This is a genomic window from Mesorhizobium sp. AD1-1 (assembly GCF_020164655.1).
Classification (GTDB): Bacteria; Pseudomonadota; Alphaproteobacteria; order Rhizobiales; family Rhizobiaceae; genus Mesorhizobium; species Mesorhizobium ciceri.
Window position 1 is genome coordinate 246,062 of record NZ_JAIUGP010000008.1, and the last position, 14,890, is coordinate 260,951.

Annotated in this window: 14 protein-coding genes; 4 read left to right on the forward strand and 10 right to left on the reverse strand. The window is 64.6% G+C overall.

Annotated elements, in window-relative coordinates:
* Positions 1–14: 14 nt before the first annotated feature.
* The 8 genes from LB519_RS17630 to LB519_RS17665 form a co-directional block, all read right to left on the reverse strand.
* Positions 15–1,454 carry an NAD-dependent succinate-semialdehyde dehydrogenase gene (locus LB519_RS17630; RefSeq protein WP_263484820.1) on the reverse strand — a complete coding sequence of 480 codons (1,440 nt, stop codon included), beginning with the start codon at positions 1,452–1,454 and terminating at the stop codon, positions 15–17.
* Positions 1,455–1,467: 13 nt separating this feature from the next.
* Positions 1,468–2,430, reverse strand: a complete 963-nt coding sequence (locus tag LB519_RS17635; protein WP_224620735.1) for an NAD(P)H-dependent flavin oxidoreductase — start codon at positions 2,428–2,430, stop codon at positions 1,468–1,470.
* 9 nt (positions 2,431–2,439) lie between these two features.
* Positions 2,440–4,059, reverse strand: a complete 1,620-nt coding sequence (locus tag LB519_RS17640) for an AMP-binding protein (protein WP_224620736.1) — start codon at positions 4,057–4,059, stop codon at positions 2,440–2,442.
* Positions 4,046–4,825 carry an enoyl-CoA hydratase/isomerase family protein gene (locus LB519_RS17645; RefSeq protein WP_224620737.1) on the reverse strand — a complete coding sequence of 260 codons (780 nt, stop codon included), beginning with the start codon at positions 4,823–4,825 and terminating at the stop codon, positions 4,046–4,048. Before LB519_RS17645 ends, LB519_RS17640 begins: the two co-directional genes overlap by 14 nt.
* Complete coding sequence (locus LB519_RS17650; protein ID WP_224620738.1) at positions 4,826–6,013, reverse strand: CaiB/BaiF CoA transferase family protein; 1,188 nt, start codon at positions 6,011–6,013, stop codon at positions 4,826–4,828.
* Positions 6,010–6,759, reverse strand: a complete 750-nt coding sequence (locus tag LB519_RS17655) for an enoyl-CoA hydratase/isomerase family protein (protein ID WP_224620739.1) — start codon at positions 6,757–6,759, stop codon at positions 6,010–6,012. Before LB519_RS17655 ends, LB519_RS17650 begins: the two co-directional genes overlap by 4 nt.
* A 9-nt stretch (positions 6,760–6,768) precedes the next feature.
* Entirely contained in the window at positions 6,769–7,692 is a 924-nt protein-coding gene (locus LB519_RS17660) for a hydroxymethylglutaryl-CoA lyase (RefSeq protein WP_224620740.1), read from the reverse strand.
* A 70-nt stretch (positions 7,693–7,762) separates the two neighbouring features.
* Complete coding sequence (locus LB519_RS17665; RefSeq protein WP_224620741.1) at positions 7,763–8,386, reverse strand: MarR family winged helix-turn-helix transcriptional regulator; 624 nt, start codon at positions 8,384–8,386, stop codon at positions 7,763–7,765.
* Positions 8,387–8,563: 177 nt separating this feature from the next.
* Here LB519_RS17665 and LB519_RS17670 point away from each other — a divergent pair, with 177 nt between their 5' ends.
* The 4 genes from LB519_RS17670 to LB519_RS17685 are packed head-to-tail and all read left to right on the forward strand — an operon-like array spanning position 8,564 to position 13,441.
* Entirely contained in the window at positions 8,564–9,610 is a 1,047-nt protein-coding gene (locus LB519_RS17670) for an ABC transporter substrate-binding protein (RefSeq protein ID WP_224620742.1), read from the forward strand.
* Between the two features lie 26 nt (positions 9,611–9,636).
* Positions 9,637–10,698, forward strand: a complete 1,062-nt coding sequence (locus tag LB519_RS17675) for an ABC transporter ATP-binding protein (protein WP_224620743.1) — start codon at positions 9,637–9,639, stop codon at positions 10,696–10,698.
* Positions 10,695–12,416: an ABC transporter permease subunit gene (locus LB519_RS31335; protein ID WP_318011934.1), complete on the forward strand. Its 1,722-nt coding sequence runs from the start codon at positions 10,695–10,697 to the stop codon at positions 12,414–12,416. The genes LB519_RS17675 and LB519_RS31335 overlap by 4 nt, the downstream gene beginning before the upstream one ends.
* A gap of 5 nt (positions 12,417–12,421) precedes the next feature.
* The gene (locus tag LB519_RS17685; RefSeq protein ID WP_224620744.1) at positions 12,422–13,441 is read left to right on the forward strand and encodes a histone deacetylase family protein; all 1,020 of its coding nucleotides are present in this window, start codon (positions 12,422–12,424) and stop codon (positions 13,439–13,441) included.
* An 89-nt stretch (positions 13,442–13,530) separates the two neighbouring features.
* On the opposite strand, the gene LB519_RS17690 is transcribed toward LB519_RS17685, so the two are convergent.
* Positions 13,531–13,680 carry a hypothetical protein gene (locus LB519_RS17690; protein ID WP_224620745.1) on the reverse strand — a complete coding sequence of 50 codons (150 nt, stop codon included), beginning with the start codon at positions 13,678–13,680 and terminating at the stop codon, positions 13,531–13,533.
* Positions 13,681–13,927: 247 nt separating this feature from the next.
* Positions 13,928–14,575: a recombinase family protein gene (locus LB519_RS31430; protein ID WP_411909254.1), complete on the reverse strand. Its 648-nt coding sequence runs from the start codon at positions 14,573–14,575 to the stop codon at positions 13,928–13,930.
* Positions 14,576–14,890 lie beyond the last annotated feature (315 nt).

The window sequence follows — 14,890 nt, forward strand, 5'->3', positions numbered from 1 at the left end:
GCCGCGTCCTCGGTCTAGTTTACGGTGAGCCCCAGATGGCTGACGAATTTGGTGGTCAGGAACGCATCCAGGGTTTCCGAGCCGCCTTCGCTGCCGTAGCCGCTTTCTTTGATGCCGCCGAAGGGCGTCTCGGCCGCGGCAAGGCCGAAATGGTTGATGGAGACCATGCCGGCCTCGAGGCCGTCGGTGAGCCGGTCAGCCGTCGCCAGCGAATTGGTGAAGGCGAAGGCCGCGAGGCCGAAGGGCAGCCGGTTGCTGCGTTCGATCGCCTCGTCGACCGAGCCGACACGCACCAACGCCGCCACCGGCCCGAACGGCTCATCATTCATCAGGCGCGCCGCCTCGGGCACGTCGGATAGCACGGTGGGCTCGAAGAAGAAGCCGGTGTTGCCGATGCGGCGGCCGCCGCAATCCAGCACCGCGCCTTTCGCGACAGCATCCTCGACAAAGCTGTCCATTGCGTCGAGCCGACGCGGATTGGCAAGCGGTCCCATCTGGGTCTGCGCGTCCATCCCATCCCCCACTTTGATCTGACGGGAGCCCGCGACGAAGGCGGTGCGGAAGCGGTCGTAGACCGCATCCTGGACGTAGAAGCGCGTCGGTGCGGCGCAGACCTGCCCGGCATTGCGGTATTTCAGCATCAGGCCGAGCTTGACCGCGGCGTCGAGGTTTGCGTCGGCGGCAACGATGAAGGGCGCATGCCCGCCAAGTTCCATGGTCGCGCGCTTGACGCCGGCTGCCGCCATCGAGCCCAGCATCTTGCCGACCGGCACCGAGCCGGTGAACGAGATCTTCCTGATGACGGGCGATGCGATCAGGTACTGCGAAATCTCGGCGGGCACGCCGAACACCACATTGATCACGCCATCCGGCACGCCGGCATCCTGGAACGCCCGCACCAGCTCGATGCAGGCCGACGGCGTCTCTTCCGGCGGCTTGGCGATCACCGAACAGCCGGCGGCGAGCGCGGCCGAGATCTTGCGCACGAGCTGGTTGACCGGGAAATTCCATGGCGAGAACGCGGCGACCGGTCCGATCGGCTCCTTGAGGGCCATCTGCCGTGCGCCCGGGTGGCGCGAGGGAATGACACGGCCATAGGCGCGCCGGCCTTCTTCGGCGTGCCACTCGACATGTTCGGGCGCCGCGTTGGCTTCGCCCCTTGCCTCGGCAAGCGGCTTGCCCTGCTCGCGTACCATATGGCTGGCGATCGTTTCCGCGCGCTCACGCAACAAAGCGGCGGCACGGTGCATGATCCGGCTGCGTTCGAAGGCGGTGGTCCGGCGCCACATCTCGAAGCCCCTGGCGGCAGCTGCAAGCGCCGCGTCGAGGTCCGCTCGCTCGGCGAATGGCAGGCGGGCGATCATCTGCCCGGTGGCCGGATTCATGATTTCGCCCGTGCGTTCGCCGGAGGGCGCCCTCCAATGCCCGTCGATCAGCAAAGGCGTGTCCAGCATGATGTATTCCCTTCTAGTTTTCAGTTGGGCGCGGCAGCGCGGCGACGGCCGCGGCATAGTCGCGGGCAATGGAGTGAACGATGTCGCCGGCAGGGAGGATATCGCCGACGAGGCCGACGCTCTGGCCAGCCTCCAGCTTGCCCTGGTCGACATCGCCATCGAAGGCAGCCGCCTTGAGCGTGCTGGCGACAAAGATCGCGCGGCGCGCCTCTTCAGCCGCGCCGTCCTGTTCAGCCGCGCTCATCGTCTCGGCAAAGCGGTTGCGCAGCACCCGGATCATGCCGAGGCCACGACCGACGACGAGCGTATCGGCGATGGAGGCGTCGAGTAGGCGCTGCCGGTAGGCATCGTGCAGCCTTGCTTCCCGCGACAGCATGAAGCGGGTGCCGAACTGCGCCGCGCCCGCGCCGAGCGCCAAGGCGGCCGCCAGGCCGCGCCCATCGGCAAAGCCGCCGCTGAGGATGAGCGGCATATCGGGAACCGCCTTGGCGATGGCGCGGCCAAGCACCAGCGTCGACACCAGTTCCGCCGGTGGATGGCCGCCCGCCTCGCCGCCAACCGCGATCAGCCCGTCGACCCCGGCCTCGGCGGCCTTCAGTGCATGCTCGGCTCCCGCCACCACATGCAGGCAGACGGTGCCGATCGCCTTGAAGCGCTCGATGTACTTTTTTGGCCCGCCCTGGGAGGCGATCAGCACCGGGACGCGATTCTCGATCAGCAGGTCGATGATCTCGTCCGCACCCTTGCGGTAGAGCGGCAGGTTGACGCCGAAAGGTCGGTCAGTTCCGGCCCGAACCTGGTCGATGGCTTCGACAAGGTCCTCGCTATACATGGGACCGGCGGCGATGACGCCGAGGCCACCCGCGCGCGACACGGCGAGCGGTAGCGCCGCGTTCGACGAGGCCCACGACATACCGGCCTGGATGATCGGCAGGTCGATGCCAAGAAGCCGCGTGACCTGTGTCTCGATCCGCACGATGCAGCCTCAAAGCCCGAGCAGGCCGCGCGCATGGGCGACGAGCTGCTTCTTCTGGATCTTGGAGCTGGCCGTCATGCCGATGGTCTCGAAACTATCGACGATCCAGACGTGGCGCGGCACCTTGAACCCGGCCATCTCGCCTTTTGCCCAGGCCTTGATGGCTTCGGGATTTGCCGAATGGCCGTCATTGAGGATGACGAAGGCCGCGGGCACCTCGACCAGCCGTTCCTCGGGCACGCCGACGACGGCGGCCTGCCTGATCGCCGGATGACGGTGCAGCACGTTCTCGACATCGGCGGGCGAGACGTTCTCGCCGCCGACACGAATGATCTCCTTGGCGCGGCCTAGAAAGGTCAGGCGGCCATCACGATCGAGCGCGCCGAGATCGCCGGTCGCCAGCCAGCCGTCGGGGTCGAGCGCTTCGGCCGTCTCCTTCGGCTTGTCAAAATAGCCGAGCATGACATTCCAGCCACGCACCAGGATTTCACCGCTCTCGCCGGCCTCGGCATCGCTGCCGTCGGCACGGCGGATGCGTACGCCCACGCCCGGTTGCAGCCGCATCGCGGCACTCGCCCTGACATCCTCCGGCTCCCAGAAACAGGATTGGGCGACATTGGGAGAGGCTTCCGAAAGGCCGTAGCCGACCACGCATTCGCGCGCGCCGAGTTCGTCGATCACCCGCCGCACGATGGTGGGCGAGGCCGCCAACCAGGCACCACGCAGGCTGAGCTTGCGCCGCGCGCGGTCGGGATGGTTGAGCAGCATGAGCGCCATTGTGTCGTTGCCCGAAAAATGCGTGCAGCGCTCGGCCTCCATGAGGCGCAGCGCGTCCGCCGCTTCGAAGCGATCCATGCTGACTAAAGTGGCGGCGTGTTGCAGCACCGACAGGATCGAAAGGGTCGTGCCGGCAACATGGAAGAAGGGCCGTGCGCTGTGGAACCGGTCGGTCGGCCGCAGGCCCATCCTGAGACCCGAGAACCAGGCGTTGGCCAGCATGTTGCGGTGGGTCAGCACCACGCCCTTTGGAAAGGAGGTAGTGCCGGACGTGTATTGGATGAGCAAGGGATCGCCCGGGTCACAGGCCTGAATGTCCTTGGCGTCGGCTGCGTCGGCGGCGGCGATCGCGTCCCAGCCAATGGCGCCTTGCGGCACGTCGGGGCCGATGACCATGACCCGCCTCAGGTCCGGCATGGCCTCGTCGGGGAGTTGGCGGTCGAGCGCAGGGCAGATCTCGCGCAGCATGGCGACGAAATCGATCTTGAACAGCCGGTCGCAAGTGATGAGCGTGCCGACCCGCGATTGGCGCAACGCATAGGCCATCTCGCCGGCGACGAACCGGGTGTTGATCGGCACGGTGACGGCGCCAAGCGAACCGAGAGCGAGAAATATGGTCATCCAGCGCACGGAATTGCAGAGGCAAAGACCGACATGATCGCCCTTGCGGATGCCCTGGGTGGCGAGGCCAGCGCTGAGGCGGGCGACCTCTTCGGCCAACCCACCCCAGGTGATGCGCCCGTCCGAGGCGACGATCGCCTCGATCTCCGGAGCGATTGCCGCCGTACGGCGCAGCGCCTCGGCTATGGTGAGCGGAAAGAACCCTTCCAGATCGAGATCAGCCTTCGCCATCAGTGGCCCCAGCCTCCGTCTGCTGAATGAACTTGGCGATTCCGTCACGCCAGCCGCCATCGGCAAGGCAGCGCTCAATCGCTGCCAATTCGATGCGGATGCCATTGGCGAGGTCGGTTTCATGGCCAAGATCGACGGCCTGCTTGGTGAGCACGATCGCCAGCGGCGGAGCCGCAGCGATGGCGGCGGCCACCTCGTCGCCGACTCTCGCAAGATCCTCGTGCGGCACGACGCGGGCGACGAGACCGCGCTCATAGGCTTCCGCGACAGGCATGACGCGGCCGGTGAAAAGCAGTTCCTTGGCCCGCATCTTGCCGATGACCCTTTGCAGGCGCTGGGTGGCGCCGACCGTGCCCCATTGCGGTTCGGGGAAGCGGAAGGTCGTCTTCTCGGAGGCGATGGCGAAATCGCAGCTCATCAGGATTTCTCCGCCCGAGCCGACGACCGGCCCCTGGACAAGCGCCACGACCGGCTTGGCGCAGCGGGCGATGGCGTCATAGGCCGCGAACGACGCTCTCCGCCGCTCCAGCACCCAGCGTTCGTCCTTGTCGACGCGCTCCTTGAGATCCGCGCCGGCGCAGAAGACCGGACCGGTAGAGGCCATGAGCACAACTCTAATGTCCCTGTCGCCGTCGAGCTCCTCGAAAAGGCGGCGCAGTTCGAGGCACATCTGCAGGTTCAGCGCATTGCGCGCTTCCGGCCGGTTGAGCACGACGCGGGCGATGGCTCCCTCGCGCCGGCAGATGACCATTGCGGATGTGCTCATTCAGATCACCCCTTCGATTTTCAGCGCATCGATCTCGGCAGCGCCCAGCCCGAGTTCCTCGGACAGGATCCAGTCGGTGTCGGCACCAAGCTGCGGCGGGACGCCGATATCAGGATCGTCGAAGCCCTCGTATCGCACCGGAGTGCGCAAAGCCGGGACGCGGCCGGCGCTTGGGTGCTCGAAAGCGCCGACGGTCCCCCGCGCCACCATATGCGGGTCATCGAGGATTTCGCGAACCGTGTTGACCTCGCCGGCCGGAATGCCGGCCGCCCGCAGCCTTTCAGCCAGCGGGGCGCGATCATGCTGAAGCATGGCCGTTCGCATGGCGGCCATGACGCGCTCGCGCCCGCCGACGCGCCCGGCGTTCTTATCGAGCGTGCGGTCGGCGGCGAGTTCGGCGAGCCCGAGCGCGGCGCAAAGCGCCGGCCAATGCTGGTCGCTGCCGCTGATGTGCAGCCAGCCGCCGTCCCGGCACTCGAAAGCGGCGGAGGGAACGCGGCCGGGATGTTCGGTTCCGGCACGCCTCACATCCTCATCAAGAGCGAACAGCCGCGCGGCCGCCAGCGCCAGCAGGCTTGCCTGCACGTCCATCATCGACAGGTCGACGCGGCAGCCCTTGCCGCTCCTGGCCCGACCGACCAGTCCGCTGAGGATGGCTATGGCGATCCACAGGCCGGAGCTCATATCCGCGATCGGTACGCCGGCCTTGGCTGGAGGGCCGTCGGCATGGCCAGTCAGATGCATGACGCCGGAGAGAGCCTGGAAGACTGTGTCGTAGCCGGGGCGGTCCCGGTAAGGGCCGGTCTGGCCGAAACCCGTGCTCGAAACATAGATCAGCCCAGGATTGAGCTCGGCCAGTCTGCCATAGCCGAGCTGGAAACGCTCCATCTCGCCGGGCAGGAAATTCTCGACGATGACGTCGGAGCCGGCGACGAGCCGCCTCGCAAGATCCTGCCCCCTGGCTGATTTCAGATTGAGGGTAAGCGACCGCTTGCCTCGGTTGAAAGCCATGAAGTACGCGCTCTCGCCGCCGGCCAGGCGCGGCTCGAAGACACGTGACTCGTCGCCGGTTTCCGGACGCTCGACCTTGGTCACCTCGGCGCCCATCTCGGCCAGGATCTGCGTGGCCATCGGGCCTGCCAGCACGCGGGAGAAATCCAGGATGCGAATCCCCTCCAGCGGCCTCATGTCTCATCTTCCCTGAAGGCGCGCATCGCGGCGTTGACGTAGCGGCCGGCTGCCATCGCCTCATCGTAGGGAAGGTCCGCCACCTGGTAGTAGAGCGATTTGACCGCCGCCATCGCGCGGGGATTGGCCGCCGCCCATTGTTCGGCTATCGCGACAGCCGTCTCGACCACCTGGTCCGGCTCGACCATCCGGTTGGCGAGGCCCAGCTTCAGCGCCTCTTCAGCGCCGATCAGCCGGCCGAGGCTGATCATTTCGAAGGCAGCCTTGCGCCCGAGCGAACGCTGCAGGCCGGTCATCACCAGGGCCGGAACGATCGAATGTTTCAGCTCGGGATAGCCGAATTTGAGATCGGACCCCGCCACCATCATGTCGCAGCCAATGGCAAGCCCGGCGCCGCCGCCAACCGCCGCACCCCGCACGGCCGAGACGATCGGCTTCGACAGCTTCTGCATCATCGCTTGCGTCCGGCAGGTCAGATCCGCACGCCGCTCGACCAGATCCTGGTTGGCAGGCGTCAGCTGCTTGAACTCCGACAGGTCGGCGCCGGCGCAGAAGGCGCGCCCATTGCCGGTCAGCACGATGGCACGCACGACGGCGTCGTGATCCGCGTCCTGCAGCGCATCGTGCAGCGCCTGCGTCAGCTCGGTGTCAAGCGCGTTGAGCTTGTCGAGGCGGTTGAGGGCGACGATGCGAACCAGGCCACGGTTCTCGACGATCAGCACCGGAGTTTGTCGGACTTGCGCCATGTCCATCCCCTAGTTGAGAACGCCGTAGCCGGCGCGGGCGACCTTGCTGTACAGTTCGCGGCCAAGCGTCTTCTCGCAAAGCAACGAGGCATCGCGCAGGCGCTCGAGATCGAGGCCGGTATCGATGCCTTCGGCCTCGAACAGGTTGATCAGGTCCTCGGTCGCGACATTGCCTGTCTGGCCTTCGCCGTACTGGATCTGCACGGGATGGCCGCCAACGCCGCCGAGCGCGCTGTCGAACCAGCGGCAGCCGGCCTCATAGGCCGCCAGGCAGTTGGCGAGCGCGGTTCCGCGCGTGTCGTGGAAATGCGCGATCGCCGTCACTTCGGGCATGTCGAGAGCAATCTTCTCGAACATGCGACGCACGGCCGATGGCGTGCCATGCCCCGATGTGTCGCCCACCGTGACATGACGCACTCCGATCGAGGCGAAATGCGCGATGTCGTCGAGCACCGAAGAGAGATCGACCCGCCCTTCGAAGGGACAGCCAAACGCCATCGACACGACGCCGATCAAGCGGAATCGGCCGCCGGCAAGTGCTGCCATGTCGGCGACGTTGCGCCATTGCCGCTCGCGCGTCGTGCGCAGATTGCGCTCGGTATGAGCCTCCGTCGCCGAGACGAGCAGGCTTAGTTCCCCGGCACCGCTACCCGCGGCGAGGTCCACCAGAGCGCGCTCTATCGCCTTCTGGTTCGGGCAGGTGGCCTTGTAAGTCACGCCTTCGCGTCGCTGGATGCCTCGAAGCACATCCGAGGCGTCCGCGAATGCCGGCAGCAGGGTCGGATGGCTGTAGCTGGTTGCCTCGATGCGGGAAAATCCCGCCGAGGTGATGGCATCGATAACCGCGATCTTGGCGTGCGTCGGAACGGCTGCAGGCTCATGCTGCAGGCCATCGCGGGCAAAGCATTCACAGATCACGACCGCTGGGTTCACGGATTCCTCGTCCAATTTGGTTGCTCTTGTGAACTATGTCGTTCACTCAGTCAACCATAATCTAGGGGAGCTACTCCTCGTCGAGCTGGTCGAGATCAGACGGAGTGGCCCGCTGCTTGAGATCATGGAAGTAGGTCGAACTGGTTCGGATCACCCGCCGCATCAACTCCACCAGCATCTGCCGCTCGGCATTGCTCAGCGACGCCAGCATTTGTTCGTTGCGCTCGAAGGAATCGTCGAGGACCTGCTCGGAAAGGTCCAGGCCGTCGGGGCTGAGGCGCAGCAGGATGCTGCGGCCGTCCTCCGGATTGGCGGCCTTCTGGATATAGCCCCGGTCGATCAGCCCCGACACCGTGCGGCTCATCTGGCTTTTGAGCAGACCACTGTGCTTGGAAAGCTCCTGCAGAGGCACGGTGCCGAGATATTTCAGGACGGCCAGCGCACGCCATTCACGCGTGGTCAGCCCGTATTTCGGGCGGATCGACAAAGTGGCGATGCGCGTCGACAGGCCGGCCAGGCGCTGGAGCTCGAATGAGAAGAGGTCCCTGATGTCTGGGGCAGGACCGTCATCCTGCAGGCTCCGGCCAGCACCCCGCGCCCGATCCCGGGCAACAGCCGGCCGTTCATGGTCTTCGTTTGACCCTCGCTCATAGGTCTGGGCGGATTTGACCCAGCCCTGTTTTGGTTTGTTCATGATCGATCTCTAAATAGGCGGAGTTGGGCGGATTAAATTTAGTTGACAACGTAAACTAGATAGTTCATCTGATCAACCAGATTGTCACGACCTGCGTGTCTTGTCGATCTTGCCACGCGCCAAGGCCAGGGAGAACGGCCGGGTCGAACGGCACCGTTCAATCAAGGGGAGAAGATCATGCACTTGAAGCGTCTCGCGATCGCCAAGCTGTTGGGTGCGGCAACCGCGCTGTTTGTAGTCTCCAACGCCATGGCGGCCGGCGAAACACTGACAATTTCCGGCTTCGGCGGCAATTTGCAGAAGGATCTGCGCGCAACGCTGTGGCAGCCGGCCGCCGACGCCGCCGGCGTGACATTGTCGGAAGAAACGCAGGATGGCCTGGCTTCGGTGCGCGTGCAGGTGCAGTCGGGCAGCCCGACGTGGGACATCGTGCATCTGGGCGCCGACGAGTGCGCGGTCGGCGGCAAGGAAGGCCTGTTCGAGCCGCTCGACTACAGCGTCATCAAGACCGACGGCTTCGACAAGAAGGCCTATGGCGACCACTGGATCGCCACCAACACCTATTCGGTCGTGCTTGCCTGGCGCACCGACGTCTACAAGGACAAGCATCCGACGGGCTGGAAGGACTTCTGGGATGTCAAGGCCTTTCCCGGCCGCCGCGCCCTCAGCGTCTATCCGCAGGAAATGATGGAGATCTCGCTGCTCGGCGCTGGCGTCTCCAAAGACAAGCTCTATCCGCTCGACACAAAACTCTCCCTCGAGCGCCTGAAGGAGATCAAGCCCGAAATCTCGGTCTGGTGGTCGTCGGGCGCCCAGTCGGCGCAGCTCCTGAAGGACAAGGAGGTCGACATGATGGCGATCTGGGGCAGCCGTGTCGCCTCGGTGATCAGCGATGGCGCACCGGTCGAATTCACCTATGACAACGGCATCCTCGGCTATGGCTGCCTGGCGATCCTCAAGGGCTCGGCCCATGTTGCGGCGGCGCAAAAATTCATCGCCGGCGTCGTCTCGCCTGAAGTCCAGGCACGCATCCCCGAAATGATGCCCTATTACGGCCCGACCAACAGCCTCGCCTTCAAGGTCGGAAAATTCTCGCCCGAGGTGCTTGCGAAGTCCAACATGTCGCCGGAAAATGTCGCCAAGCAGACATTCATCGACGCGAACTGGTGGCGCGACAACAATGATTTGGTCCGCGAGGACTACAGTCTGCTGATCTCCAACTGATCGTTGCGCGGACGGGAGGAGGAAGCATGACGTCGGGCGCCGTATCGATACGCAATGTCTCCAAGGCATTCGGGGCATTTAAGGCGCTCGACGATGTGTCGCTCGATATCGAGCCGGGCGAGTTCCTGACGCTGCTCGGGCCATCTGGCTCGGGCAAGACGACGCTGCTCAACGTCATCGCCGGCTTCGAGCGACCCGACAGCGGCAGTCTGCTCGTCGACGGCGTCGAGTTCATTGCCCGGCCGCCGCACAAGCGCGATCTCGGCATGGTGTTCCAGAACTATGCGCTGTTTCCGCATATGGACGTCTTCAACAACGTCGCCTACTCGCTGAAGCTGCGCCACATCGGGACCGCCGCCATCCGCGAACGGGTCAAGCAGGCGCTCGATGTCGTGCAGATGGCGCATCTGTCCGCGCGCCGCGTCACCGAACTGTCGGGCGGCCAAAAGCAGCGCGTCGCCCTGGCGCGCGCCATCGTTTTCGAACCGAAATTGCTCCTGATGGACGAGCCGCTATCGGCGCTGGACAAGAACCTGCGCGAGCACATGCAGATCGAGTTGAAGCGGCTGCACGACCGGTTGGGGATGACCACCGTCTATGTCACCCATGACCAGCAGGAAGCGCTGACCATGTCCGACCGCATCGCCGTACTGAGAAGCGGCAGGATCGTTCAACTCGCCACGCCGAAGACCATCTACGACCGCCCCAATTGCCGTTTCGTCGCCAGTTTCATGGGCGAGACGCGGATGCTTCCCGTCAAGAAGGCCGGCAATGGATATGAATTCGCCGGACGCCAGCTGAAACTGGCGCAGCCACCGTCCACCGGCGCAGAGCAGTGGCTGGTCGTCAGGCCCGAGCGCCTTGGCTGGCATGGCCATGATGAACGTGACAACCGCATAGAAGGGCTGGTCGTCGATGTCGTCTATCGCGGCGACAGCCATTCGATCGCGCTGAAGCTGCCGGGCGACCATGAGATATCGATCCGCCATACGCCGGTGCAGGATCACCCGCTGCCCGAGGCCGGCCAGACGCTGACCCTGTGGCTGACGCCACAGGCCAGCGTCCTGGTGGAGGACGCGTCCTTATGACGGCTGCCGGCTTCGACGTGCTGCCGTTGAATACCAGCCTGCTTGGCGGCGATGAACGCCGCCAGCGGCTGGCGATGGCCGGCCTCTCGGTGCCAGCCATCCTACTGGTGGCGCTGGTGCTGTTGGTGCCATTCTCGTGGCTTGCCTGGCTGTCGCTTTTCGATGCGTCCGGAGCCTTGTCGGCTGAGAATTACGCCCGCCTGCTGCGGCCGGCCTATGTCAACAGTTTCCTCAGCACGTTGAAGGTATCGGCGGCCGTCACCAGCATATGCGTCCTGCTCGGCTACCCCGTCGCCTATCTCCTGTCGCAGCTGCCGCAGCGCATCGCGCAGATCCTGCTGGTGTTCATCATCTTGCCGTTCTGGACATCGGTGCTGGTCAGGACCTATGCATGGCTTGTCCTGCTGCAGCGGGAAGGCGTCATCAACACCTGGCTCAAACAGCTTGGCCTGATCAGCGAATCGCTGCCGCTGGTCAACAATCTCACCGGCACGATCATCGGCATGGTCCACGTCATGCTGCCCTTCCTGATCCTGCCGCTCTATTCCTCGATGCGCGCCATCGATCCGGTCTATCTGCGCGCCGCGGCCAATTGCGGCGCCTCGCCAATCGTTCCGGCAAGTGTTCCTGCCACTGTCGGCGCCTGGGCTTGGCGCGGGCGCCGCGCTGACCTTCGTGCTGTGCCTCGGCTTCTACCTGACGCCTGCCCTGCTCGGCGGCGGCCGCGTCGCCATGTGGTCGACCCAGATCGCCGACGCCGTCTCCAAATTCGCCAACTGGGGCGCGGCCAGCGCCTTGAGCGTGGCCCTGCTCGTGGTGACGGGCATTATCCTGTGGCTGATGAAATGGGGTATCCGGCGCCTCGGCTCTTCGTTGGGAGAAGGATGATGGCGGGCCGCGTCGCCTCCTCCACCCAGATCACCCATGGCCAGCGGCTGTGGCTTTACCTGCTGGTGGCGCTGGTCATGGCTTTCCTGGTCATCCCATGCCTGATCATCATCCCGCTCTCCTTCTCCGATTCCCAATATCTGGAGTTTCCACCGCGCGGCTGGAGCCTCAGATGGTACGAGGCCTTCTTCAGCTCCGACGAGTGGCTGCGCTCGGCTGTCGTGTCGCTCAAGGTCGCGTCCAGCACGACGGTCCTGGCGACGGTGCTCGGCACGCTCGCCAGCTACGGGCTGCACAAGAAGGCCGGCGGTCTCGACCCAATCGTGCGCGGCGCGCTGATGCTGCCTATGATGGTACCGCTGATCTTCGTTGCCATCGGCGCCTTCTTCGTCTATTCGAGGCTCGGCCTCAACAACACGCTGACGGGCCTGGTGCTGGCGCACACGACGCTGGCCATCCCATTCGTGATCATTGCCGTCAGCAACGGCCTGGCGAGCTTCGACGTCAATCTGGAACGTGCGGCGCGCAGCCTGGGTGCATCGCCGGTCCGCGCCTTCCTGACCGTGACCTTGCCGCAGATCCGCATTTCGGTGATTTCGGGCATGCTGTTTGCCTTCATCACCTCGTTCGATGAAGTGGTTGTGTCTCTCTTCATCTCCAGCGGTGCGACCTCGACGCTGACCAAGCGCATGTTCGCCAACATACGCGACCAGGTCGACCCGACGGTGGCGGCGATCTCCTCGATGCTGGTGGTGCTGTCGATCATCGTTCTCATTGCCGCGCAGTTTGTCCGGCGGCGCGGTGGCGTCAACGCCGCCGCGGAGCAGTAGCTCCCATGCTTGCCATCTTCGACGAAAGGCAATTCCTACATCGCCCGCTCACCCGCATTGCCGGCGGGGCGCTGAAGGAAAACCCAGAGCGGCCAGAAAGGATCACCGCGCTGCTCTCTGGCCTTGAACGAGCCGGCATTGCTGCCCAAGCTCCGGGCGAACATCCGCTCGACGCCATCGCGGCAATGCATGATCGCGACTATCTCGCCTTCCTGCGGACCGGCTTCAAGGCGTGGCGGGCGCTGCCGGGGAGCGGCCCCGAACTGCGATCGAGCGTCCATCCCAGCCGACATATGGGCCGCCTGCCGCGCGACCTGCTCGGCCGGGCAGGCTTCTACCAGGCCGACGCCAGCTGCGTGCTTGTCGAAGGGACCTGGGAGGCGGCGCGTGCCAGCGCCAATACCGCGCTCGACGCCATGATGCGGGTCCTGGCGGGAGAAAGTTCCGCCTATGCACTGTGCCGGCCGCCCGGGCATCACGCCTACCGCGATCAGGCGGGCGGCTTCTGCTACCTGAACAACACCGCCATCGCCGCAAACTGGGCGGCATCACAAGGCGCGCGCGTGGCAATCATCGATGTCGACGTGCATCACGGCAACGGCACGCAGGCGCTGTTCTATGACCGGAAGGACGTGCTCACCGTATCGGTGCACGGCGATCCGGCCTGGCTCTATCCCTATTATGCCGGTTACGCCGACGAGACCGGAGCCGGGGTCGGCGAAGGTTTCAACCTCAACCTGCCCGTCCCGCTGATGAGCGGCAGCGAGGCCTATCTGGCGGCGGTTGCGAGGGGCTGCGAAGCTGTGCGCCAATTCTCACCCGACATCGTGGTCGTCGCGCTGGGTCTAGATGCCTCCAGGGACGATCCGTTCGCCTGCATGGCCGTCGACGACTCCGGTTTTCACAGGATGGGAGAAATCCTGGGAGGTCTGTCGCGCGCGACCCTTATCGTACAGGAGGGCGGCTACCCCTCCCCGACACTTGCACTGTCGCTGGCTGCGTTCTTGAAAGGATTTGTCGCATAGCAGGCTACGATCCGCTGACGTCCAAGACGCAACCAGTCAGCCGGACGAGCTGGCGGCAAGCAACCGCCGGCCGTCGGTGCATCAGCGTGTCAGTGCGGCAGCGCCTTTTCGGGATGCAGACCGAGATGGCCGGGCGAAGGCTCGCCTTTCGTCTCGCTGAGATAGAGCCCTATCTGCGAGCGAAAGCTTTCGACGGCGGCCCGGTCGGCCAGGAATTTGCCAAAGGCCGTCGATACCATCGATACTGCCGCCCGCCTGTTCGAGAACCACCCGCATTTCACGGTCTTCCCGGGAGACGGCGTGGACATCATGCCCTTCCTCACCGGCCCTGCGCCGACTTGGACATCCGCTTAGCCTGCCGAGATTAATGTCGCGAGATCCCTGGCATCGACCTGAGTGCCTGCTTCTAGAGGGACGCACGGCCCGGCTTTTAGCGAGTTTGAAAGGGCCAAAAAATTGAATCCAAGAGCAAGCAAAGGCTCGTCATTAGCGCTGCCTCCCATTCCAGGTTCCCTGCGGCTCAGGCAACACGTCGATGGACGCAGCCACCCGTTGGTGGTGAAGAAAGCCAGGTCGAACGGCGTCGGCGAAGCCAGCGGCCAACTCAAAGCGGCGACGGCGGACGAAGCTCAGTCGTAAACTTCGACGTGACCCTCCCGGGTCTCTTCTATCGGCTGAATCAGGCAGGCAGCCCGATCGCGGGAGAGTATTGGTGAGGAGGTTGCGCATGGAAGTAGTCGACCAGGTGCGATTCAATTCCGCGGGAACGCCGCGTTCGTTCAGCGCATTCGCGATCTGGAACTCAGCTTTGCCCCTGTTCACGACTTGGCTGAAAATCCAGCGGACGATAGCAATCTCATCTGCCAGTCCAGGCACGAGGATAACCCGGTCCGTTGACAGGCTCTTCCATTCCCTGGGCATTAGGGTGGCCTTGGGCTTGCCCACTCCATCTATCAGCATGCGTCGAAAGCCATATCCTGCGTATCCGCCTCCCCGGAAACCCAGCTTGACTATCCGGCTCTGGCCGAGAAAGACGTCCGACTTGCCCCAGCCATGATCGCCTTGGCCAGAGCTTCGCCTTCGTGGATCGGTTCGGGACCGTAGATGCCAAGGACGATGGCAGCAGGCCGGCATGGCATACCTGCTCGATGGCAATTTGGACGAGCTTCATGCGGTTCGCCAGTAGCTTCGGTCGCCGCAGGCATCGGTTCCCAGTCAAAACGCCAGGTCGGCACGATCAGTTTACCAAGCAAGGGTGACGGTGACCGTGCCGACCAGCGCTGGTCATAAGGAGGGACCCAAACAACCAGATCTGCAAGCTACGGGCGAAACGGCAATCCCGCAACTAAGCCCGAGGGCCTAGGCTGCCCGTCAGCCATTCCGCGATAGCACCATAGCACCAGGGTCGGCCATATATTAGCTTGTGCTTGCGGCGGCCCACCCCCGCCA

Excerpts from the sequence above, each read along its gene's own strand:
- LB519_RS17630 (WP_263484820.1), bottom strand. The coding sequence starts at position 1,454 with ATGCTGGACACGCCTTTGCTGATCGACGGGCATTGGAGGGCGCCCTCC.
- LB519_RS17640 (WP_224620736.1), bottom strand. The coding sequence starts at position 4,059 with ATGGCGAAGGCTGATCTCGATCTGGAAGGGTTCTTTCCGCTCACCATA.
- LB519_RS17645 (WP_224620737.1), bottom strand. The coding sequence starts at position 4,825 with ATGAGCACATCCGCAATGGTCATCTGCCGGCGCGAGGGAGCCATCGCC.
- LB519_RS17650 (WP_224620738.1), bottom strand. The coding sequence starts at position 6,013 with ATGAGGCCGCTGGAGGGGATTCGCATCCTGGATTTCTCCCGCGTGCTG.
- LB519_RS17655 (WP_224620739.1), bottom strand. The coding sequence starts at position 6,759 with ATGGCGCAAGTCCGACAAACTCCGGTGCTGATCGTCGAGAACCGTGGC.
- LB519_RS17665 (WP_224620741.1), bottom strand. The coding sequence starts at position 8,386 with ATGAACAAACCAAAACAGGGCTGGGTCAAATCCGCCCAGACCTATGAG.
- LB519_RS17670 (WP_224620742.1), top strand. The coding sequence starts at position 8,564 with ATGCACTTGAAGCGTCTCGCGATCGCCAAGCTGTTGGGTGCGGCAACC.
- LB519_RS17675 (WP_224620743.1), top strand. The coding sequence starts at position 9,637 with ATGACGTCGGGCGCCGTATCGATACGCAATGTCTCCAAGGCATTCGGG.
- LB519_RS31335 (WP_318011934.1), top strand. The coding sequence starts at position 10,695 with ATGACGGCTGCCGGCTTCGACGTGCTGCCGTTGAATACCAGCCTGCTT.
- LB519_RS17685 (WP_224620744.1), top strand. The coding sequence starts at position 12,422 with ATGCTTGCCATCTTCGACGAAAGGCAATTCCTACATCGCCCGCTCACC.
- LB519_RS17690 (WP_224620745.1), bottom strand. The coding sequence starts at position 13,680 with ATGGTATCGACGGCCTTTGGCAAATTCCTGGCCGACCGGGCCGCCGTC.
- LB519_RS31430 (WP_411909254.1), bottom strand. The coding sequence starts at position 14,575 with ATGCCGGCCTGCTGCCATCGTCCTTGGCATCTACGGTCCCGAACCGAT.